The following is a 20,777-nucleotide window of genomic DNA, read 5'->3' as shown; positions in this document are numbered from 1 at the left end:
GTTGAAACGCCTTGCCATCACCGCACTCGCGCTCGTCTCCGCAGCGCTGAGCGTCGCGGTTCCGGCCGCGCCCGCCACCGCCGCACCGGCGAACGGCATCAAGGGCGCGACCGAGGGCACCATCCGGGAGAGCGCCAACCGCGCGGACGGGCTGCGCCACCTGGACACGCCCGCGATGATCTCGCGGCTGCTGGCCCTGCACGCCAACACCTACGACTATGTCATCGAGAACGCAGCCGACTGGCCCGACTTTGCCGAGTTCCTGCCGGCCGCCCAGGCCGCCGGGATCCGGGTGTTCGCCTACCTGGTGCCGCCGTCGGAGTGCCCGAGCTCCGCGGCCGCCCCGAAGTCCTGCGACCTGTACGCGCCGTACCACAAGGACTACGTGGCCTGGGGGAAGGCCATCGCCCAGCTGTCGCTGACCTACCCGAACCTGACCGGGTGGACCGTCGACGACATGGACTACTGGCTGTCGCTGTACACGGCGTCCTACGTGCAGTCGATGCGGTCGGCGGCCCGGGCCGTCCAGCCCAGCCTCGACTTCTACCTGCAGCTGTACCGGCCGGCCATCACGCAGTCCCTCGTGGACAGCTACGCGGCCGGCATCGACGGGCTCATCATGCCCTACCGCGACGACCCGTACAGCAACACGATCTGGTCCTCGGCGAGCACGATGCAGGCCCAGGTGGACGCGGTGACCGCGATCGCCAACCGGGACGGCAAGCGGCTGATCCTCATGCTGTACGGCAACAAGCTCAGCAGCTCCATGCTCGCCCCCGACAAGGACTACGTCGCGACCCTGACCGCCCAGGCGGTCGCGGACACGGCGTCCGGCCAGATCGCCGGCGTGATCCTGTGGAACCTGCCGCTCGGCGCGACCGGCGTACCGGCGGGCAGCAGCAGCAACCTCGCGCGCAGCGGCCTGGGCGTGCTCAGCTTCACCGTCGCGGCCAACCGCGCCACCGTCGCCGGCCAGTACGCGCAGGCGGCCACCACGGTCGCCCTCGACGCGGGCTCGTCCAGCTGCACGATGGTGCTGTGGCGGCAGGACAGCCGGGACACCACGTCGCCGGCCGGTTACCACCAGAAGCAGGCGTACGTGGGCGGGTCGCTCGTGTGGGCGTCCGATGTGGCCAGTGAGGGCACCGACTGGTACACCTCGAGCGCGCTCGACATCACCTCGCACCTGACCAACGGTTCGGCCACCCTCGTGCTGCGCCTGATGGAGATGAAGGCGGTCAGCAACTACAGCGTGAGCGTGCTGTTCGACGACGTGCAGCTGACCGGCTGCCACGTCACCGACCCCGGCTTCGAGAGCGACGCGTCGTGGTCGGTCAGCCGCTCCGGCGGCCCGGTGCTGGCGACCGTCTACCAGTACAGCCCGACGTTCAGCACCGACACGTTCGACGCCGTGGCGGCGCTCTTCTGAGACTTTGCTCCCCTCACAAGGTGCCCGGGGTCCCGCAGACCCCGGGCACCTTTCCGTCCGGCCGGAAAGGTTGGTTAGGTAAGTTGCCATTCCATTAACGGACTCCTAAGCTGAGCGGACTGGGACACAGGTCGATGTCTGCTCCGTGGAGGAGAACCATGGCCCGTTTGACCGCACCCCTGTGCGTACTCGCATCGGTCGTCATCATGGGAATCGTTCAACCGCAGCCCGCCGCGGCGGCCACCGCCGTCACGTTCGGCTCCGTCGTCCCGGCCCCGGTGTCGTCCACACCGTCCGCCGGCGTCACCTACAGCCTCACCTCGGCCACCACCGTCTACACCGAAGCCGGATCGAGCGCGGCCGCCGCGATCGGCTCCCTGCTCGCCGCCCCCTTGCGCACCGCCACCGGGTACGCGTTGCCGGTCGTCGCGAACTCGGCCCCCACCGACGGCGTGGCGCTCCTGCTCAACGGCGCCCCCGCCCAGGTCGGTACGCAGGGCTACCAGCTCGACGTCACGTCGAGTGCGATCACGATCCGGGCCAACGCCCCGGCCGGGCTGTTCGCCGGGGTGCAGACCCTACGGCAGCTGCTGCCGGTGACCGCCGACGCCACCACCCTCCAGACGGGACCGTGGCCGGTGCCGGGCGGGCACATCGTCGACTACCCGCGGTTCGCGTACCGGGGGGCGATGCTCGACGTGGCCCGGCACTTCTTCAGCGTCGCCCAGGTCGAGCGCTACATCGACCAGATCGCCCTCTACAAGGTGAACTACCTGCACCTGCACCTGTCCGACGACCAGGGCTGGCGGATCGCGATCAACAGCTGGCCCAACCTCGCGACCTACGGCGGGGGCACGGCCGTCGGCGGCGATCCCGGCGGCTACTACACGCAGGCCGACTACTCGGCGATCGTCGCGTACGCGGCCGCCCGGTACGTGACCATCGTGCCGGAGATCGACATGCCCGGCCACACCAACGCCGCCCTCGCCTCCTACGCCCAGCTCAACTGCAACGGCGTCGCCCCGAACCGGTACACCGGGACGAACGTCGGGTTCAGCTCGCTGTGCGTACCGCTGGAGCTGACGTACACCTTCGTGAACCAGGTGCTGGGGGAGATCGCCGCGCTGACTCCCGGGCCGTACCTGCACATCGGCGGGGACGAGGCCAGCTCGACGACGGCCGCCGACTACGCGACGTTCATCAACCGCGTACAGCCGTTGGTGACCGCGTACGGGAAGGCGGCCATGGGCTGGCACGACGTCGTGCACGCGACGCCGTTGCCGTCGACCGTCGCCCAGTTCTGGGGGACCACGACGTCCGACAGCGCCGTGGCGGCCGCCGCCGCGAACGGCACCAAGGTCGTCATGTCGCCGGCGAACCGCGCGTACCTCGACATGAAGTACAGCAGGAAGATCAAGCTCGGGCAGACCTGGGCGGGACTGATCGACGTCGACACGGCGTACTCGTGGGATCCGGGCAATTATCTCGCGGGGGTGGGCGAATCCGCGGTGCTCGGGGTCGAGGCTCCCCTGTGGACGGAGACCCTGCGCACGTCCGCGGACATCGAGTACATGGCCTTCCCGCGCCTGCCGGCGATCGCCGAGCTGGGCTGGTCGCCCTACGCCACCCACAACCTGACCGCGTTCAAGACACGGCTCGGCGCGCAGGGGCCGCGGTGGCACGTGATGGGCGTCAACTACTACCACTCCACGCAGGTGACCTGGCCCACCGGTTCCTGAGACCCGCACATCCCACGCGAACCCGGCCGCCGCAAGGGCGGCCGGGCAGGAGGAGGGCACCCATGAAACGACTTCGCACGGCGCTGGCCGTGCTCGTGACGGTCCTCGCGGTCGGTGCGGTCGCCACGCCCAGCGCGACGGCGGCGACCGTCGGCTCCAGCGAGCTGACCGGGGGCTGGGCGCTGCGCTCGGCGACCGGGCTGGCCGACACGGGCGCGACCATCTCGCAGGTCGGCTACTCGACGGCCGGCTGGAATCCGGTCACCCTGCCCACGACGGTGCTCGGCGGGCTGGTCGCGAACAACGTCTACTCGAACATCTACTTCGGCACCAACCTGCAGAACGTGCCCGACCTGACCGGGCAGAACTGGTGGTACCGCGGGCAGTTCACGGCGGCGGCGGCCAACCCGGGCCAGATCTACTGGCTGCGGTTCAAGGGGATCAGCTACCGCGCCCAGGTCTGGCTCAACGGCCAGCAGCTGGACGCCAACGCGGTCGGCTCGATGGTCGTGCACGAGTACAACGTCACCGGCATCATCAACGCCGGCGGCCTCAACGCCCTCGCCGTACGCGTGACCCCGCCGGCCCACAACTGCAACGACCTCTCGTTCTGCACGGTCGACTGGAACCCCGAAGCGCCGGACATGAACGCCGGTCTGTGGGGCAGGACCCTCGTCGACACCACGGGCGCGGTGGCGATCCGCGATCCCTACGTCAAGACGGTGCTCCCGTTGCCCGCCACCAACTCCGCCGACCTCACCGTGTACGCCGACGCGGTCAACGCGACCGCCGCACCGGTGACGACGACGGTCAGCGCAACGATCACGAAGACGGGCTACCCGACGATCTCGGTCAGCCAGACGGTGACGCTCAACGCCAACGAGCGCCGGGAGATCGTGTTCGACCCGGTCGCGTACCCGCAGCTGCACGTGGCCAACCCGGCGCTGTGGTGGCCCTACCAGTTCGGCTCGCCCGAGCTGTACCAGCTGACCGCGGCCGCGGCGGTCGGCGGCTCCGCGTCCGACAGCAAGAGCATCTCGTTCGGCGTACGCCAGTTCACCGACTACCGCACGACGGTCCAGGGCACCTCGTTCGCCGGGTACAAGGTGAACGGGCAGAACATCCTGTTCCGGGGCGGCGGCTACGTCTGGGACATGCTGCAGCGCTGGGACACCCGCACGAACGCCGCGCACGTGCAGTACACGAAGGACATGGGCCTCAACACCATCCGCCTCGAAGGCACGCTCGGCAACGAGGAGCTCTACGACCTCGCCGACCAGGCCGGAGTCATGATCATGCCGGGCTTCGTCTGCTGCAGCGCCTGGGAGAACGACAGCGGCTGGAGCACCGAGCAGGCGGGCGTCGCCACAGCCTCGCTCGACAGCCAGATGCGGGCACTGCGCGCCCACGCCAGCTCGTTCGTCTGGGCGTACGGCAGCGACCAGCCGCCGACCGCGGCGCACCTGACCGCGTACAAGAACGTCGCCGCCGCGCTGCACTGGCAGAACCCGACCCTCGACAACGTCGCCAGCTACTCCAACGCCAACGCCGGGGTGAAGATGGACGGCCCCTACAAGTGGGAGCCGCCGGTGCTGTGGTGGGACACCACCAAGGCCGGCAGCGCGTTCGGCACCACCGCCGAGGAGGGCACGGAGACCCCGCCGCCGCTGGAATCGTTGCAGCGCTTCCTGTCCCCGGCCGACCAGTGGCCGATCGGGACCGCGTACAACTACCACGCGGGCAAACCCGGCACGGTGTTCGACAACAACACCGTCTACACCGCCTCGCTCAACGCCCGCTACGGCACCGCCAGCGGCGCGGCCGACTACTCCAAGAAGTCCGAGCTGGCCAACTACGAGAACACCAGGGCGTTCTTCGAGGCGTGGAGCGCGCACGAGTTCACGCAGTCGTTCGGGACCATCTTCTGGATGCTCAACAACTCGTGGCCGTCGGTGCACTGGAACCTCTACGACTACTACCTCAAGCCCGGCGGCGGCTACTTCGGCACCAAGAAGGCGACCGAGCCGGTGCACATCGCGTACGACTACGCCACCCGCAACGTCGACGTGATCAACTCGACGCTGGCGGCGCGCGGCGGGCTCACCGCCACCGCGACCTACTACAACGTCCCCGACCTGTCGCAGAAGTACACGACCAGCGCACCGGTCACCGCCACGGCGAACGCCAACACCGTCGCCCTCACGCTGCCCGCCACCGTGTCCGGTCTCTCGTCGACCTACCTGCTGCGGCTGCGGCTCACCGACGCCGGCGGCGCGCTCGTCAGCGACAACCTGTACTGGTACTCCACCGTCGCCGACGCGCTCGGCCGCAAGAGCAACTGGTACATGACCGCCATCAAGACCAACGCCAACCTCACCGGCCTGTCGAGCCTCGCGGCCGACAACGCCGTCACCGCCTCGGCCACCCGCGCCGTCACCGGCGGCACCACCACGGTCACCATCACGCTGACCAACACCAGCCCGACCGCGCTCGGCTTCTTCCTGCGCCCCGAGATCACCGCGGGCAACGGCGGCAACGAGGTCACCCCGGTCACCTACTCCGACAACTACGTCTCGCTGTTCCCCGGCGAGAGCAAGGTCCTCACCGCCGCGTACCAGACCGGCGATCTCGGTGGTCAGGCTCCTTATCTACGCGTACGCGGATTCAACGTCCCCACGGTGTCCCAGCCGATCCCGTGACGGGGGAGGGGTTTCCGCCGCTTGTCTGAGCGGGAGCCCCTTTCCCGCTCAGCGGGTGCCCCGGCGCGGTCAGGAGACCGGGTCCGGGGCACCCGACCGTTGCGATCCGGCAACGGTGGCGGCGTTCGGCCGCGGCGCGACGTCAGAGCGGTCATGAAGCGCTCGCCCTGGACGTGTGCCGCGCTCGTCCTCCTGCTCGCGGCCTGCCAACCTGACACCTCGCCGCCCCTGCGCGTGGTCGGCTCCACCACGGTCCCCGCCGGCTACGCCATCACCGGATTCGCGCCGGACGGCGACGGCGGCTGGGTCGCGGCGACCCCGCTGTCGAGGTCCAGCACCCAGACCGGCAGCGGCATCGTGGGCCGGCTGGACACCGACGGGCACATCTCGTGGACCGACGTCGGCCCCGCTCTGCAATACCCGCAGGACATCGTCGTCGACGGCCGCGGACTCGTCTGGTACGCGAAGGTCACCGCCCACGGCTTCCACCCGACCGTGGACAGCGGACCGGCGATGACCGACCCGACCTCCACACTGGAATGGCTGAACGGCACCGACGCGGCCGTGCACACCGTCCCCCTGCCGGATCCGGCCGACCGGCTGCGAGTGCTCGTGGCCGACTCCGACGATGGCGTCTGGTACGTCGCGTACCGGCCGGCGGGCGACGTGTACGGCCACGCCTCAGCCGACGGCCGGATCAGCGAGTACGCCGCCCCCGCGGGCCTGGCGGGCATCGCCCCGGCCGCCGACGGCACGGTGTGGCTGACGACGGCCCAGGGCTGCGAGATCCTCCGCGTACGCCCTGCCGACGGCACCGTACTGGCGCGTACCCGGGACGAGACGGACAACGGCTACCGTGCCGAATGCACCCACCTAGTACCCGACGACGGCGGCGTACTCGTTCCACAATGGAATCGGTTCGCGGTCGTCACCGCGGACGGCCACCAGACCACCAGGGACCTGCCCGCGGTGAACAACGTCGCCGAGCCCGACACCATCCCGCCGGCCCCGGTGCTGGCGCTCGCATCCGGCGGCGCCGTGTGGGCGGCCCGGGCGAACACCGTCCCAGTCGTCCTGCTCCGGGTGGGCGCCGACGGCACCACGACGAGCTACCCGACCGATCTCGGTGGCACCGGTCGCAGCCTCGGCCTCCTGTACGCGGGCCGGGGCGGGACGCTCTGGGCCGTCGGCACCGACTGGATCACGCGCCTGAGCTACGGCTGAGCGGCTCAGACCTCGACGGTGTCGCCGCGGCGGAAGACGCGGATGTCGGCCTTGAGAAGCTCGGCCTCGTCCTCCAACCAGGACGCGACGATGTCCATCCCGATGTCGGACACGTACGCGTCATGGATCGTGTACGCCCGTGCCGGCTCCATCCGCCGCAGGTACTCCACCATCTCCGGCAGCTTCAGCCACGGCGCGTCGCAGGGCACCAGCAGCGTCGGCACCCGCCGGTCCGGAACGGTGTACGAGTCGCCGGGGTGGAACACCTCACCGTCGATGAGGAAGCCGCTGTTGGCGCACGGGGTGACGTCGGGGTGCGACAGGGCGTGCCGGTGGCCGTACACGTCCACGGTGAAACCGGCGGCCGAGAAGCTCTCCCCGTGCCCGACCGGCTCGACGCGCAAGGCCGGGAACGCGTCGGCCACGCCCTGCGGCGCGAAGATCCGCAGCCGCGGATCGGCCGCCTGCGCGGCCGCGAGCCGGTCGTCGTCGACGTGATCGGCGTGCTCGTGCGTCACCAGCACGACATCCACGCCCGCCAGCGCCTCGGCCTCAGGAGTGAAGATACCGGGATCGACGACCAGCACCCGGTCGTCTTTTTCGACGCGTACGCAGGCATGCCCGAGCTTGGTGATACGCATGCCAGCCATCATGCCCCGCCCGATATCCGGATGCTCCGCCGGTCCGCGGCTTCTACGCTCAGCTCATCGAAACGAGACTCCAGCAGGCCGTCGACGGCCTCTACGACGCGTTCGCCGCGTACCCGCTGCGCGACGTGATCGACGGCTGCTCCTGCTGCACCGCGCCTTCCGACCACGCCGACGTGCATGCCGCCCCGCTGCGCGAGCTGAACGTCGACCAGCTGCAGTACTTCGTCGTCTCGGCCGTGTTCACGTGGGGGACCGTCGAGGACTTCAAGCACTTCCTGCCGCGAATGTTCGAGCTGACGGCCACCGACGGCTTCGTCATCCCCGCCACCGAGACCCTCTACGGCCGGCTCGCGTACGCCGAGTTCGCCACCTGGCCGCCCGCCGAACAGGAAGCGGTACGCGTCTTCTCGCTCGCGCACCTCCACTCGGCCCTGGTCGACGACGAAGACGGCGACGACCCGGAGGCGGTGCTCACCGGGGTCATGCTGATGGGCGAGGAGCTGACGCCCTACCTGGCCCTGCTCGGTGAACATCCCGAGGAGGCCGCGATCCTCCGTGACCGGTGCGCGGGCTGGCGGAACGGGTACCTGACGGAGGAGACACGGCCGGCGGAACAGCGCCTGGACGATTGGCTCAGCAGACTGCCCAACTGACGACGTGCGGTCGATGCTCGTCGCCCGCTCCACGCTCATCGCCTGTGCTGTGGCTGTGAGGTTTCGCTCTCGCCGCGCCTCCACCTAGGAAGGCTCAACATTCATCGCCTCAAAAAATATTGAGGTATTGTGGTACCGCTTATATGTAGCGTTGCAAAGTATTGTGATGCTACGGTCAAGGTATCGGCGGTAGTCGGTGTCTGCGAGGTGATGTGGTGCGGCCGGAACTACTCAAGGGCCATCTGGACGGGCTGCTGCTGGCGGTCCTCGAACCGCATCCGCTGCACGGCTACGCGGTGATCGACGCGGTCCGATCGGCGAGCACAGGGGCGTTCGATCTGCCGACCGGGACGGTGTATCCGGCGCTGCACCGGCTCGAACGCGCCGGGCTGATCGTCAGCGAGGACGAGGTGGTCGGCGGCCGGCGTCGTCGGATGTACCGGCTGACGGCTGCGGGTGTCGCCGCCCTGTCGCAGCAGCGGACGATATGGCATCAGTTCGCCACCGCCGTCGACGCGGTGCTGGGCAGGACGCCATGGCCGGCCACACCCTAGCCGCCGAGGCCCGGCTGGCGGAATATCTGGCCGAGGTGTCGGCGGGGCTGGGCTGCGGGCCGTGGATGCGACGGCGCCGGATCGTGGCCGAGATCGGCGAGGGTGTCCGCGACGCCGCTGAGGCATCCGCACGACACGGCGTGGACGCCGACGCCGCGCTGTCGGCAGCACTGGACGAGTTCGGTCCACCTGAGCAGATTGCTGCCGGGTTCGCCCCTGAGCTGACGATCGCCTACGCCCGCCGCACTCTGGCCTGGTACGTGGCCACCGGACCCTTGGTCGGGATCTGGTGGCTGATGGCCGGTTGGCCGGCCCACGCCGGGATCGGCGCTGCGGTGGCGGCGATCCCGGTACGGCCGCTGATCGCCGCCGCGATCGTCACCGCCGCGGCGGTCGCGGCCATGACGGGGCGGGCGATGCGGTGGCTGCCCGAAGCCCGGCCCCGATGGGCGCTGGCCGCCGTGGCGGCGGTCGGCGCCGTGGTCACCAGCGCCGACATGCTGATGATCGCCAGCGACGGGGCTGCACTGACCCGTGCCGGGCATACGGCGGCACTCATCGCGGCGGCGGCGAGCCTGGTGCGGATCGGCTGCACCGCAAGGGTTCTGTTCTCGCTGCACCGGTTACGGCAGCAGTTGGCCGCCGCCGACCACTTGGCCGGATGTCATGCCGGCCGGTGACGTGTTCGGGCTGCCGGTCCCCGACGCCGGCCCGGTCTTCGCCGCCGCCCTCGCGGTGCATGTCGTGAGTGGACTGACCGCTGTGGTGGCCGGTGCGCTGGCCGCGTCCGCCCGCAAGCGAGCGGGCCGTCATCCGCGCGCCGGGCACGTCTACCTGTGGGCGCTGGGCGGAGTCTTCGCGACGGCCGCCGTGATGGCCGCGATCCGCTGGGAACACGACGCTCATCTCCTGGCGATCGCCACCGTCGCCGCCGGTCTGGCCGCTTACGGGTGGTGGGCCCGGCGCCGGCATCGGCCGGGCTGGCCACCACGGCACGCCATCGGCCTCGGCGGCTCCTACATCGCCCTGTTCACCGGCTTCTACGTCGACAACGGACCGTTCCTGCCGCTATGGAACCGGCTGCCGCACTGGACTTACTGGGTCTTGCCCGCGGCGGTGGGTGTGCCGTTGATCTGGCGCGCGCTGCACCGGTTCAACCATCCCCGGCGAACGGGCGGCCAGGATCCCCCTCGTCGCACATGACCGCGTTGCGCCGGCTCGTCACTGACCGGTGGCCTGAGCCTGCAGGACGCCATCGCGAAGGTCGCCGCAGCTCGGTTCCCCACCGAGATGACACCCGGTACGCCCGAGGCCGTGGTCCGGTCCGTACGGCGTTCCGCATCTCGCCGGAGATGCTGGCCGGGCTGGACGGCGGCGGGCGTCCGAAGGTGTCGGTGACCGTCAACGGATTCACGTTCGGGACCTCCATCGCCCGGATGGGCGAGGATCTCCTGCTCGGGGTCAGCGCCGATCGCCGCGAGGCGGCCGGGATCAAGGCCGGCGACGTGGTGGACGTCGAGGTCGTGCTCGACACGGCGCCGCGTACAGTCGATGTTCCCGATGATCTGGCCGCTGCGCTGAAGGACAATCCCGAGGCGTCGGCGTTCTGGGACGGCCTGTCCTACAGCGCCCGGCAGTGGCATGTCCTTCAGATCACCGGCGCCAAGACGGCCGAGACGCGTACGCGTCGGGTGGCCAACAGCATCAGCCTTCTGAACTAGAAGCGCGCCCGCTGATCCACGCCTGGTCGTCGCTTCGGACGATGGATGCTTCAACAATCGGGCCCATAGCATTCGGGTACCGATGTCCTGAAGGGATCCGATGAAGCTGTCGCGCGAATCCAGCGGATCGTCCGGTCGTCAATGGACACCCTTCAACATCGTCGCGAGCATCCTGATTCCGGTGCTGGGAATCATCGTGGCGGTCGTGGGAGTCCTCGCCACGCGCGACGACACCTCGCCCACGGCCGACGAGGGCAGCTCCTCCGGTGCGTCGGCCACGTCGCCGTCGCCGCGCGGCATTCCGAGCCCCAGCCGGGCGATCGACCAGTGCCTGCTCGGGCTGTGGTCGACCGATTGGAGCCGTAGCGAGCACGAGCGTACGAAGAAGATCGACGGCGTCGCCCATGTGTTCGACGCGACCGGGAACAAGACGCAGCGATTCGCCGCCGACGGCACCGGATATGTGCAATTCGCCGTGACGCTCACGCTGACGATCGACGGCAAGGATTGGAAGGAAACGGTGAACGGCAAGTTCACCTACAAGTACAAAGCGAAGGACGGCGTCATTTCCTACACGCCCAGCAGCACCGGAGAGACGACCTACACCTGGTATCTGGACGGCGAGGAGCACAAGGAGACCGTCACGGACTCCTCCGACGTCACATGGTCCGACGACGCGTACACGTGCTCCTCGAACGAACTGTCCGCGCGGGACGTCAACGGATCGAGAGTCATGATCCGCTAGACGCCGGCCAGGAGGCGGGCCAGCTCGTCAGGGCGGCTCAGGGCCACGAGGCGTCCGCCGGGGAATGGGTCAACCGCCCTAACAGGTGACCTCTACTGCACGAGGTCGACCCGATCGGCGGGCTCGGTGCCCGCCGACGCGACCGCGATCGGACTGGCTTGCGTCCACAGGGGCGGCGGCCAGCTGCGAGCGGGCCGAGTTGCGGAGCGGGGACTGCACGAATGGCTCAGCAGGCATCCAAGCGGATGGGGCGTCGGTCACCGGGAGTTGAAACGCACGTCGTGGGTCGATGCGTCCGGCGCGGCGAATGCCAGCAACCGCAGTCCCTCCTCGGTCAGGTCGTGAACGTCGCGGGTCGGGATCTGGGCGAACGGCCGCACCACCAGGTATGCCGACTGGCCCGACCGGGTGATCTTCCAGGTGCCTTGGGTGAACCCGTCGACCAGCACGACGCCCGGTACGACGCCCGGGGTGGCGAAGATGGCCTTGCGGTCGTCGTCGTACATGATGCGTGCCCGGTCGTCGTGGGCCTGGAGCACGTTGTCGAACTCGGCCAGGTATCGGACGGGCGCGGGTTCGTCCTCGTCGGGCAGCGTCGCGTCGGGCAGGTCGAAGAGCTGCGCGCCTTCCTGGCCGCGCAGGCGTACCAGGCGCAGGCCGGCGTCCTCGACGATCTCGTTCAATCCCGGCAGGCCTGACCAGGCCCGTAGGTCGGCGAGGGTCGCCGGGCCGTAGGCCGACAGGTACCACTCGACGAGGTCGGCCACGGTCGACGTCGCGGGTTGCGGGTGGCCGAGCCACGCGGACAGCGTGGTCCAGGCGGGCTGACCGACGGCACCCCAGACACCGCCGGGCGGCACGGGGACCAGGGCGACCTCGGTGCGGGCGGCGGCGGTCAGCGACGTCACCGGGACGTCCGGCCAGCGGGCGGCCAGCTCGGTGCCGAGGTCGGCGATCGTTCGGGGGAGGTCTTCGAGCAGCTCCCGGGTCACCTGGGCGACCTCGGTCAAGGCCACCCCGCGTAGCCGTTCGCCGTGCGTCGCCAGCAGCGCGTCGTGGAGGGCGGGCTGGACGACCTGGCGTAGGCCCGGTGCGTGGCGGGCGGCGACGAGCTGCACCTTGCCGTGCATGAGAGCCACGCGCACGACCTGCCGGGTCTCGATCAGCTCGGTGAGGTCGGCGAGCGCGAACCGGTCCAGCCGCGACCACAGCCCGAGGTAGGGCGGGTTCGGCGACTGGGCCTGAAGCCCGGCAACCCTCCCGATCGCGGTGAGAGGGTCCGTCGCCGACCGGTCCAGCAGCAGCTGGCGGTCGAGCAGGGCCCGGTTGAGGGCGCGGTCGGTGAGCATGCCCACGATCCTGCCATCCCTCGCGCGGGAAACGGCCGCAAATGCGGCGCGGGCGCGGCTCGGCCGTTCCGCGCCTCGCTTTGGCCCCGCCTGGTTCACGCTCGCCTGATCGTCCTCGCACTGCCGATGACCGGGAGCGGCGGCAAACTCCGCAGAGCGAAGGCCGGTCGGCGTCACCATCGCGTAGAGATCGCCGAGCAGGTGGGACGCCCCCGCCGGGCGTCCCACCTGATGGACATTCGCTCGGCCAGGGACGACGGTACGCACCGTGACGGCGGCGTAGGTCATCATGGTGTGTGAACTTCGACCTCTCCGGGCCGGAACTGGCGGACGGCGTCGCCGCGGCCGACGACCTGGCGCGCCGCGTGAGCGGGCTGGACCACGATCCGGCGCGCAACCGGGTCCTGCGGGACCTCCGGTGAGCCGCCACCGGTTCCACGGTGATCCGGCGCGGTTCGACGTCGTGGCTCAGTTCGTCGCCGGTCGTTTCCCCGCCGCGCGCTATGTCGCCGACGTGGCCGGCGGCCAGGGCATGCTGACCCGCATCCTGCGCAAGAAGTTCGGCCTGGAAGCCGAGGTGATCGATCCGCGCGGCTGGACGCTCAAGGGCGTACCGGGCCGAGCAGAGGAGTTCGACGCGGCGATGGCCGACTACTACGACCTGCTCGTCGGCCTGCACCCGGATGAGGCCCTGCGGGCGGTGGTCGAGTCCGCCGACCGAGCGCCCGTCTTCGTCGTACCGTGCTGCAATTTCTGGTCGCGCGACACCAAGCTCGGTCGCGACGAGCTGGCGGACAAGATCGCCGAGTTCCACGATGCCCGGGGCGGGACGGTGGAGCGCGTCGTGCTGGACTTCGCTGGCCCGAAGAACAGGGCGCTGGTGCTCCTGCCTCCGGCGTAGCCACATATTGACGGCTGAAACTGGAGGCAGGCGGAGTCCGTGACCAACTGATCGACCTCGACCGGATGTACCGCGGCTGACGCCGATAGGGCACACACCACCGGACAGCAGACACTTGTCGGGTTCGCGCCAGAGCAGGGCGCACTCGCACGCATATCATGCCGGTCATGGCGAAGGCGGCTGAGCCTGGCATCGACTTCCTTGACCTTGATGAGGCCGGAAGCCTTCTCGACGGTAACGGGAAGGCGGTCGCCCCGGCCGACCTCCGGCACTTTCTGCCCGCGCGCCTGCGGGTTCCGTCGGCGGCCACCGACATCGTGGTATTCGCCCACGGATGGCGCAACGACCGGCCTCGGGCGGCTGCCTCCGTGCGGCGGCTCCTGGACGGACTCGAAAGCCAGTACGCGGAGCACCGGACGCGCTATCCGGGGATTCCGGACTTCCGACCGTACGCCGTCGGTGTCCGGTGGCCGTCGATGAGCAATCCCTTTCCCTGGGGCTATCGCCGGATCCGTGATCGCGCCCACGCGATGACGACTGAGGGGCAGGCCGGACATGTCCTTGCTCACCTGCTCGGATACCTCAACCGGGAACGCCGGGTACCTATCGCGGGAGGACCGCGCCTAGGGACCGTCGACTCGCAGTACCTGCATTGTGTGGGGCATTCCTTCGGCGGCCGATTCCTCGGCGAGGCGATCATGGCGGCGGCTTCGCCGTCGGGGCCACCCCGGCTCGCCTGGCCCTGGACCAACCCCGACTACCCGTACGCGGTGGATACTCTGCTCGTCTTTCAGATGGCCGCCCGGCCGACGATCTTCGATGAGGAGTTCGCCGGTCTCCTGCGGGACGCGCCCATCAGCGGCCCGGTCGCGCTCACGTTCTCCCGATACGATAGGGCGACCCGTCTGTGGCACCGACTTGCCGAGGGCGTGAAGGGCATTGGCGCCGTAGGTTCGACGTCACCGGCCGGGCAGACCTCGGTCGGGAACCTGCATCGCCTCGACGAGCCGTACGACTTCGCCCAGATGTCCGCCCGGGTCTGGAACGTGGACGCGCACTGGCGGTTCCGCCAGGGACGTTGGTGGCGTCCCGAGGGCGCGCACTCCGACATCTGGCACCCCGAGTCGATGCATCTCCTCCTCGCCCTGGCCGCTTCGGCCCGGTGAGCGGGCTGTCGAAAGATCGAGGTATCCATCGTGCGTGAACCGCCAGACTATCCGCCCGGTGTCCGGACCCTGGCGCGGCGTGGACAACTCGCGAGGTACTTCGAGAACGCCGGTCCGGACCAGCGACGCCGGCTCCGTACGGAGGCCTACGAACTGCTGGTCGACCTTGTGTTCACCCGGCTGACCCGCCGGGTCGAGCAACGACGCGGACATCGGGACTGTGCCACGTGGTGGACCAACCTGCGGCCGGATTGTCTCGACCGATTCCACACCGACATGGAGGCTGTACTCGACGACCTGTTCCGCTCCGCCCGGGTTCCGATCATCAACCTGGAGGGCTGGGTCGCGACACGGCTCAACGCGGTGACCATCGACGCGTATCGGCGGCGCCGCGGCCAACGCGGCGCGTTGCAACGCCCCCGGGTCCCGCGCTGGCTCGCGGATGGACTGCAGCATGACAAGAATCTCATCGCCCTCGCCCTCGACATGCTGGACTGGGTGGGCAGCGATGCGGACGTCGTCCGTCATGACTGGCCCGTCGAGGCGTGGGCGGAGCGGCGGGTGGGCCCGGACTATGACTACCCGGCAGCCGAGAGGTCCGTCCGGGCGGACATCGCCATCGTCCTCACCGCCATGCGCCGGCAACCCCGATGGCTGGCGGCCTATGTGGAGCGGCCACTGGGGCGGAAGGGCTGGCCGATCGCGATCGGGACCGAACCCGACCCGGACCTCGACCCGCGACGACAGGCGCTGGAAGCACACATCGCCGACGATGCTCGGCTGCTCCTGCTGGCCCAGTATGCCCTCGAGGCGATTCAGAGTCGCATGCAGAACGGCGAGGACCGCCGACGGGCGGTCTACTCGGTTCTCGAGTTGCTCTTCGCGTCCGACATGGCGCCCACCGCCCTCCGCCCACGCGTCATCGACGAGGTCACGAAGCTGGCCGACGCCCTGTTCGCCGACGGCCGACGAAGCCGTAGCCGCCCAGTGGCGGTCCAGGACTCGTCCGGTCGCGGGTGGACGATCCGCGCCCGGGCCGAGTCGCCTTCGTCGACGTTGACGCCCGGCGACGTCGTGACCGTGCGGGTCGCTCTCGAACCCGACCCCTCGTCGGTGGGCATCCTTTCCGGAGGGGAGATCACCGTGGTTCTGCTCGCCCAGAACGCCGATGTCACGCCCGGTGCCCGGCACGTCATCCTGAGCGCGGACCGATATCCGCAACCAGTGAGCTTTCAGCTCACGTTGCGTACCTCCGGCGTACCGGATCTTCGCGTTCTCGCGTACGCGGGCGTCGGGGGTGAGCTGCTGCAGGAACTGCGATCCGGCGTCGGCGACCCGCGGCATGATTACGCGAGCGCTGAGAAGGGGCGGTCGGCATGAACCTGGATATACCGCTGACGACCATCGTCGACAACTCTCATGGCTTGCGTCTTGTGGAGCCTGACAGCCAGGCCCGACGCAGATCCCTCCACCTGCTGTTCGAGGAAGCGGATCGTGGCCGGTTCCACGTCCGCGCCTGGGGCGACGCGCTTGCGGAGGACGGCGGCGGGGCGTACGCGGGCTGGCTCGAACTCAGTCGCATGGACGTTCACGCCATCGTCGACGAGGTGATGAGGACGTGGAACGTCTCCTTCCTCGGATACCAGGAACCGGGTACGATCGGCACCCGCCGCTATCCGTTCAGTGATCATGCCGACCTCACCGCCGACCGGTTGACCACCGCTCTTGACGCGCGCACCAGGGAACTCGCGCGCGCCGGGCACAAGCTGTTCCGGGCGTTGTTCTACAGCGGCGACTGGGCGTTGAAGGAGTTGGGCGACGCGGTCAGCGCGGCCCTGCGTACCGGCCCGCAGCTGATCAGCGTTCATTCGGAAGACCTGTTCGTCCCGTGGCCGATGCTGTACGTGCCGCCGAGCGACATCGTGCTCGGCCAGGCAAGCGCCACATGGGATCCCGAGGGTTTCATCGGCTGCCGGCACCTGATCGAACACAACTTCCGGCGTACGGGCCCGGGGTGGAGTCCGGCCATCGCCGTAGGCGAGCGGGTACGTGCCGGCGTGAACGTCGACCGCAATCTGGATGTCCAGTTCCCCGAGTCGCCGACGGTGGACCCCTTGATCAAAATGTTCGAGGAGTACTGTCAGGTGATCGTCCGCGAGGACCGGCAGCGGCTCGCCGACGACCTGAGCGCGGACGACTTCGCAGATCACTTCGTCTACTTCGGATGTCATGGCATGGTGGCCCGCACCGATCACCCAGATCGCCAGGCGTATCTGGTCCTGACCGACCGCGAGCCCATATACACCAGCGATTTCCGCTACTGGCTCGAACTGCGGCCGTTGTCGTCACGGCCGATGGTCTTCATCAATGCCTGCCAGGGCGGCCGCATGTCGTCGCAGTTCTACACGACGTTCGCCCGGATATTCATGCAGGCGGGCGCGAACTGTCTGATCGGACCGCAGATCGACATTCCGCCGGCCTTCGCCGCGGCGTACGCCTCCGCCTTCGTCTCGAAGGTCATGACGCCCGGATCCCGGGTCGGCGACATCGTGCAGGAACTGGCGAAAGATTTCCTGCTCCGCCAAGGCAACCCGCTGGGCCTTGCCATGCTTGTCTTTCGCGGGCTGGACGCCCATTTCGCCGCCTGACGACAAACCTGCCGTGGCCTTCCTTTAGGCACTCGCAGTCCCTACGGCTGGACGCAATGATGGCGCGTACGGGCCTCATCGTGACCAGGGTCGCATGGCGATCGATGTAACGTTCTCACCCCTGGGCGGGCCGATGTCCATCAGACGCCGATCGGCGGTTGTCGTCCTCGCGACGATCGCTGCCGCGCTGCCCGCCGCGCCCGCCCGGGCGGTGTATTCCGATCCGCTGACGAGGCCCATATGGGTGGCATGGTCTGATACGGCGACAAGCTCCTGGTCTCCGCGGTCGGCAACACCTCGGTCGCGATCCGGGTGTTCAGCATGTCCCACATTCTCACCATGACCGACTCGGCGGCCACGGTCGGCACGACCAGCGGCGGGTACGCCGCCTACGGCTACAAATACGCAATGCCGCAGGTGGGCTACTACTCGTACGCCGGCGGCCCGTGTTCCATGAGCAGCGACACCGGGGTTCCGTGCTTCTCCTCGATCTCATTGGACCGCAGCACCAGCCCGGACTCGCTGGTCGCCACCGAGTACTTCGCCGATGCGACGCTGCACGGCCAGCTCTTCCGCTGCTCCTTCGGCGCGCACTACCTGCCGACGGCGCCGGCGGTTCAGGCGTACCGCAGCGTGGTCGGGAACATGCAAGGTGTGCTGTCGTTGATCTGGTACGTGGCGCACAGTTCGGCTACCTCCCACGGCCAGCTGTGGGCGCAAACGACATCGGCGAGCACCGCGCGTACTTGCTCGACCCCCGACACCTCGGCGAACATGTGCTGGGCCATGCACCCGGAGGGGCTGACCCACTGGTGGAGCACCGGTCTGGTGTGGTCGCAGTCGGAGTGGCCCGACCAGCGGGCCGCCGTGCCGCTCACCCACCTGCCGTAGCAGACCTTTCGTTACGGCCGACCTGCTACCGGCAGGGAAGCGGCGTCGGCCGCAACGTCAAAGTGTCTCCAACCACCCGGCCGCGGTCCACCGCCGACTGCCGGCTGGCGTTCTCTGCGGGCGGAGCACCCGAAGGGTTTACACGGTCCTACCTTCCGGCGGTGTTGGTCGCGAACTTCACCTCGTACACGTGGGTGATGGCGTTGTACCAGTACACGACGAGGTTGCCGTCCGATTGGAGCGACAGGATCGGCATGTACGGAGTCTTGATGCAACAGGTGTCCGTCGCCCCGACCGCACCGCCGCCCCCGTTGTAGCTGACGAGGTTGCCGTCGAAGCCCTGGAAGTACGCGTAGGTGCTGCTGTATGCGCGGCTGTCCTTCCAGCACATGCACCATAGGATGTCGCCGTCCGGGGACAGGGCGTTTTTCCACAGGGCCAGTACGCCGTATTTCTGCTCAAGGTAGTAGTTGCCGACCCGGCAGTAGTCGCCGTCGGCGAACACTCCATCGCGGATGAACAACGCCCGGACGCCGTAGAACGAGCTGTGGTAGTCGATGTCGTAGACATCGTCGAGATGCAGCTCGCACAACACGTCCGAAGAGATGCTCGCGTACACCTCGCCGTAGCCGTAGGGGAGACCGCCGTCGGGTGGCGGCGGTGTCGCCAGAGCGGCTTGTCCGGGGGCGACGAGCCCTCCGAGGGCGACACTCAGAACCACCGTTGCGGTGGCGACCAACCGGTTCCAGCGCATAGCGCTTCCTCCTTGTACATTCCGGGACCCAGCCTGCGGAGTCGCGCACGGAAATTAACAAGGTCGGCCGGGCGCCGCGCTGTCCGCGAAATCCGGGCATCCGCCCTGATGGGGCGCGTCGACGGCCGGGTGACCGGCAGTTAATGCGGCAGCCGGGAGCGGTTCTGGGTCAACGCATCTGCGGGGCGTCCGCCACCGCCCAGTCCCAGCTGTCGATCGTCGTACGCATCAGCCGCGCCGCCGTCGACAGGTGACTGTCTGCGCCCCAGTGCAGCGTGACCCGGCGGCGGCAGTCGGCGCTGTCGACCGGGATCCACGTCAAAGGTGCCCGGGTGACCGCCCGCTGCGCGATGGCCGGCACCAGGCCGATGCCGAGTCCGGCGCTGATCAGGTCGGCGATGGCGCTGTGCTCGTCGCTCTCGCAGACGATCTTCGGGGTGAGTTCCCGGGCGGCGAAGAGCCGGTCGAGCAGGCGGCGCAGCCAGTGTCCTCTGCGGGCGGTGACGAAGGGCTGGTCGGCGAGGTCGTCGATGCTCACCGACCGGCGGCCCGCCAGCGGGTGGTCGAGCGGTACGCCGACTCCCACGGCGTCGTCGAACAGGTGCGCCGAGGCGAGGCCCTCGGTGGGGATCGGCTGCGAGGCGATGCACAGGTCGACCTCCTGGGCCCGTAGCCGCCGGGCCATGTCGTCGGCCGGCGACCACTGGAGTTCGATCTCGATGGACGGGTGGGCTTTTTTGAACGCCGCCAGCGGTCCGGTGACCGTGAGGAACGTTTCCGAGGCGAGCCGCACGGTGCCCAGGCTGTCGCCGGTGGACTCGGCGAGCGCCCGTCGGCCGGCGTCGAGTTCGCCCAGGGCCCGTTCGACGTGATCGCGGAAGAGCCTGCCCCGGTCGTTGAGGCGCAGCCGGCCGCCGCGGTCGAACAGCGGTACGCCCAGCTCGCCTTCCAGCCTGGCGATGGTGCGGCTCAGCGACGGCTGGGCGATGCGGAGCTCGTCCGCCGCCTGGCTGAGGTGCTCCAGGCGCGCCACCGTCAGGAACTGCTGCAGCGAGTTCAGGTCCACTATGTCTCCATCGGCATAACGCCATAGCGATATTGATCTTAGGCAGGATAACGCGTACGGCATAGTCTCGGAAGCGTCGGGATGCGCCCGCGAACGGAAGGTGGGACAGGGATGCCAACGCAGCGTGAGGTGGACGAGGCAGCGATCCGGGGTCTGATCGGCACCATCGTCGAAGGTCTCCGGGCCAAGGACCTTGAGGCTCTGAAGCGGGCCTATACCGCCGACGTCGTGTCGTTCGACGTCGAGCCGCCGCTCCAGCACGTCGGGATCGACGCCAAGCTCAAGAACTGGTCGACCGTGTTCGCCGTCTTCGAGAGCGTGACGTACGAGGTCCGCGACCTGACGCTCGCCATCGGCGGGGACGTGGCCTTCGGGCACGCCTTCGCCCGGCTGAGCGGAACGCTGAAGAACGGGACGGCGACGGGCGGCATGTGGGTCCGGCTCACCTACGGCCTGCGGAAGATCGAAGGCACCTGGCTGATCGCGCACGACCAGGTCTCGGTGCCGCTCGACGTCCGCAGCGGCCGCGGCGTCGTCGACCTCGAGCCCTGACCGGCCTTCCGCACTTCCGAGAGAAAGAGACCCTTT

General features: G+C 69.0%; 21 protein-coding genes. 17 read left to right on the top strand and 4 right to left on the bottom strand.

Going from position 1 to position 20,777, the window contains the following annotated elements; genetic code table 11:
• The first annotated feature begins 1 nt into the window (after position 1).
• The 4 genes from G401_RS0103955 (at position 2) to G401_RS0103940 (ending at position 7,091) form a co-directional block, all read left to right on the top strand.
• Positions 2 to 1,429, top strand: coding sequence for a hypothetical protein (locus tag G401_RS0103955; RefSeq protein WP_027341479.1), 1,428 nt, complete (start codon positions 2 to 4; stop codon positions 1,427 to 1,429).
• 158 nt (positions 1,430 to 1,587) lie between these two features.
• Positions 1,588 to 3,168 (top strand): beta-N-acetylhexosaminidase, encoded by a 1,581-nt coding sequence (locus tag G401_RS0103950; protein ID WP_027341478.1) that lies wholly within the window; start codon positions 1,588 to 1,590, stop codon positions 3,166 to 3,168.
• A 62-nt stretch (positions 3,169 to 3,230) separates the two neighbouring features.
• Positions 3,231 to 5,867 carry a glycosyl hydrolase 2 galactose-binding domain-containing protein gene (locus tag G401_RS0103945; RefSeq protein ID WP_027341477.1) on the top strand — a complete coding sequence of 879 codons (2,637 nt, stop codon included), beginning with the start codon at positions 3,231 to 3,233 and terminating at the stop codon, positions 5,865 to 5,867.
• Positions 5,868 to 6,020: 153 nt separating this feature from the next.
• Positions 6,021 to 7,091: an NHL repeat-containing protein gene (locus G401_RS0103940; RefSeq protein ID WP_027341476.1), complete on the top strand. Its 1,071-nt coding sequence runs from the start codon at positions 6,021 to 6,023 to the stop codon at positions 7,089 to 7,091.
• A gap of 5 nt (positions 7,092 to 7,096) precedes the next feature.
• Here the strand turns inward: G401_RS0103940 and G401_RS0103935 are convergent, their stop codons facing one another.
• Positions 7,097 to 7,732, bottom strand: a complete 636-nt coding sequence (locus tag G401_RS0103935) for an MBL fold metallo-hydrolase (protein ID WP_027341475.1) — start codon at positions 7,730 to 7,732, stop codon at positions 7,097 to 7,099.
• A gap of 134 nt (positions 7,733 to 7,866) precedes the next feature.
• Here G401_RS0103935 and G401_RS0103930 point away from each other — a divergent pair, with 134 nt between their 5' ends.
• The 6 genes from G401_RS0103930 (at position 7,867) to G401_RS0103905 (ending at position 11,414) form a co-directional block, all read left to right on the top strand.
• Entirely contained in the window at positions 7,867 to 8,394 is a 528-nt protein-coding gene (locus tag G401_RS0103930; RefSeq protein WP_027341474.1) for a hypothetical protein, read from the top strand.
• Positions 8,395 to 8,609: 215 nt separating this feature from the next.
• A complete protein-coding gene (locus G401_RS0103925) occupies positions 8,610 to 8,948 on the top strand; it encodes a PadR family transcriptional regulator (protein WP_027341473.1) in 339 nt (112 codons plus the stop codon).
• A complete protein-coding gene (locus G401_RS0103920) occupies positions 8,930 to 9,628 on the top strand; it encodes an HAAS signaling domain-containing protein (RefSeq protein ID WP_027341472.1) in 699 nt (232 codons plus the stop codon). The genes G401_RS0103925 and G401_RS0103920 overlap by 19 nt, the downstream gene beginning before the upstream one ends.
• Positions 9,615 to 10,151, top strand: a complete 537-nt coding sequence (locus G401_RS43300) for a DUF2306 domain-containing protein (RefSeq protein WP_051366100.1) — start codon at positions 9,615 to 9,617, stop codon at positions 10,149 to 10,151. Before G401_RS0103920 ends, G401_RS43300 begins: the two co-directional genes overlap by 14 nt.
• The gene (locus tag G401_RS43295) at positions 10,148 to 10,669 is read left to right on the top strand and encodes a YdeI/OmpD-associated family protein (RefSeq protein WP_084556797.1); all 522 of its coding nucleotides are present in this window, start codon (positions 10,148 to 10,150) and stop codon (positions 10,667 to 10,669) included. The genes G401_RS43300 and G401_RS43295 overlap by 4 nt, the downstream gene beginning before the upstream one ends.
• A gap of 181 nt (positions 10,670 to 10,850) precedes the next feature.
• A complete protein-coding gene (locus G401_RS0103905) occupies positions 10,851 to 11,414 on the top strand; it encodes a hypothetical protein (RefSeq protein WP_157545294.1) in 564 nt (187 codons plus the stop codon).
• A 257-nt stretch (positions 11,415 to 11,671) separates the two neighbouring features.
• On the opposite strand, the gene G401_RS0103900 is transcribed toward G401_RS0103905, so the two are convergent.
• Positions 11,672 to 12,763: a winged helix DNA-binding domain-containing protein gene (locus G401_RS0103900; RefSeq protein ID WP_034590648.1), complete on the bottom strand. Its 1,092-nt coding sequence runs from the start codon at positions 12,761 to 12,763 to the stop codon at positions 11,672 to 11,674.
• Between the two features lie 296 nt (positions 12,764 to 13,059).
• Here G401_RS0103900 and G401_RS58240 point away from each other — a divergent pair, with 296 nt between their 5' ends.
• From G401_RS58240 to G401_RS43285, 6 genes are all read left to right on the top strand, one after another.
• Entirely contained in the window at positions 13,060 to 13,185 is a 126-nt protein-coding gene (locus G401_RS58240) for a hypothetical protein (protein WP_281174133.1), read from the top strand.
• Positions 13,182 to 13,664, top strand: coding sequence for a hypothetical protein (locus G401_RS0103890; RefSeq protein ID WP_027341469.1), 483 nt, complete (start codon positions 13,182 to 13,184; stop codon positions 13,662 to 13,664). Before G401_RS58240 ends, G401_RS0103890 begins: the two co-directional genes overlap by 4 nt.
• 167 nt (positions 13,665 to 13,831) lie before the next feature.
• Positions 13,832 to 14,830: an alpha/beta hydrolase family protein gene (locus tag G401_RS0103885; RefSeq protein ID WP_027341468.1), complete on the top strand. Its 999-nt coding sequence runs from the start codon at positions 13,832 to 13,834 to the stop codon at positions 14,828 to 14,830.
• Positions 14,831 to 14,860: 30 nt separating this feature from the next.
• Positions 14,861 to 16,210 (top strand): hypothetical protein, encoded by a 1,350-nt coding sequence (locus G401_RS52325; protein WP_051366098.1) that lies wholly within the window; start codon positions 14,861 to 14,863, stop codon positions 16,208 to 16,210.
• Positions 16,207 to 17,478, top strand: coding sequence for a CHAT domain-containing protein (locus G401_RS0103875; RefSeq protein WP_084556795.1), 1,272 nt, complete (start codon positions 16,207 to 16,209; stop codon positions 17,476 to 17,478). Before G401_RS52325 ends, G401_RS0103875 begins: the two co-directional genes overlap by 4 nt.
• Before the next feature lie 321 nt (positions 17,479 to 17,799).
• Positions 17,800 to 18,369, top strand: coding sequence for a hypothetical protein (locus G401_RS43285; protein ID WP_157545292.1), 570 nt, complete (start codon positions 17,800 to 17,802; stop codon positions 18,367 to 18,369).
• Between the two features lie 148 nt (positions 18,370 to 18,517).
• Here the strand turns inward: G401_RS43285 and G401_RS0103865 are convergent, their stop codons facing one another.
• On the bottom strand, positions 18,518 to 19,123 hold the full coding sequence (locus G401_RS0103865) for a hypothetical protein (protein WP_027341466.1): 606 nt from the start codon (positions 19,121 to 19,123) through the stop codon (positions 18,518 to 18,520).
• 169 nt (positions 19,124 to 19,292) lie between these two features.
• Positions 19,293 to 20,189, bottom strand: a complete 897-nt coding sequence (locus G401_RS0103860) for a LysR family transcriptional regulator (protein ID WP_027341465.1) — start codon at positions 20,187 to 20,189, stop codon at positions 19,293 to 19,295.
• 111 nt (positions 20,190 to 20,300) lie between these two features.
• On the opposite strand from G401_RS0103860, the gene G401_RS0103855 reads away from it, so the two are divergent.
• On the top strand, positions 20,301 to 20,741 hold the full coding sequence (locus tag G401_RS0103855) for a YybH family protein (protein ID WP_027341464.1): 441 nt from the start codon (positions 20,301 to 20,303) through the stop codon (positions 20,739 to 20,741).
• Positions 20,742 to 20,777: the final 36 nt, after the last annotated feature.

The organism is Hamadaea tsunoensis DSM 44101 (assembly GCF_000428945.1).
Taxonomy (GTDB): domain Bacteria; phylum Actinomycetota; class Actinomycetes; order Mycobacteriales; family Micromonosporaceae; genus Hamadaea; species Hamadaea tsunoensis.
This window is presented reverse-complemented; position numbering and strand designations above follow the sequence as displayed.

What these genes read in the sequence shown, in the direction of transcription:
- G401_RS0103885 (WP_027341468.1), top strand. Translation starts at nt 13,832, where the DNA reads ATGGCGAAGGCGGCTGAGCCTGGCATCGACTTCCTTGACCTTGATGAG.
- G401_RS0103875 (WP_084556795.1), top strand. Translation starts at nt 16,207, where the DNA reads ATGAACCTGGATATACCGCTGACGACCATCGTCGACAACTCTCATGGC.
- G401_RS0103855 (WP_027341464.1), top strand. Translation starts at nt 20,301, where the DNA reads ATGCCAACGCAGCGTGAGGTGGACGAGGCAGCGATCCGGGGTCTGATC.
- G401_RS0103950 (WP_027341478.1), top strand. Translation starts at nt 1,588, where the DNA reads ATGGCCCGTTTGACCGCACCCCTGTGCGTACTCGCATCGGTCGTCATC.
- G401_RS0103865 (WP_027341466.1), bottom strand. Translation starts at nt 19,123, where the DNA reads ATGCGCTGGAACCGGTTGGTCGCCACCGCAACGGTGGTTCTGAGTGTC.
- G401_RS0103935 (WP_027341475.1), bottom strand. Translation starts at nt 7,732, where the DNA reads ATGCGTATCACCAAGCTCGGGCATGCCTGCGTACGCGTCGAAAAAGAC.
- G401_RS43295 (WP_084556797.1), top strand. Translation starts at nt 10,148, where the DNA reads ATGACCGCGTTGCGCCGGCTCGTCACTGACCGGTGGCCTGAGCCTGCA.
- G401_RS0103945 (WP_027341477.1), top strand. Translation starts at nt 3,231, where the DNA reads ATGAAACGACTTCGCACGGCGCTGGCCGTGCTCGTGACGGTCCTCGCG.
- G401_RS0103900 (WP_034590648.1), bottom strand. Translation starts at nt 12,763, where the DNA reads ATGCTCACCGACCGCGCCCTCAACCGGGCCCTGCTCGACCGCCAGCTG.
- G401_RS0103940 (WP_027341476.1), top strand. Translation starts at nt 6,021, where the DNA reads ATGAAGCGCTCGCCCTGGACGTGTGCCGCGCTCGTCCTCCTGCTCGCG.
- G401_RS43285 (WP_157545292.1), top strand. Translation starts at nt 17,800, where the DNA reads ATGTCCCACATTCTCACCATGACCGACTCGGCGGCCACGGTCGGCACG.
- G401_RS0103920 (WP_027341472.1), top strand. Translation starts at nt 8,930, where the DNA reads ATGGCCGGCCACACCCTAGCCGCCGAGGCCCGGCTGGCGGAATATCTG.
- G401_RS43300 (WP_051366100.1), top strand. Translation starts at nt 9,615, where the DNA reads ATGCCGGCCGGTGACGTGTTCGGGCTGCCGGTCCCCGACGCCGGCCCG.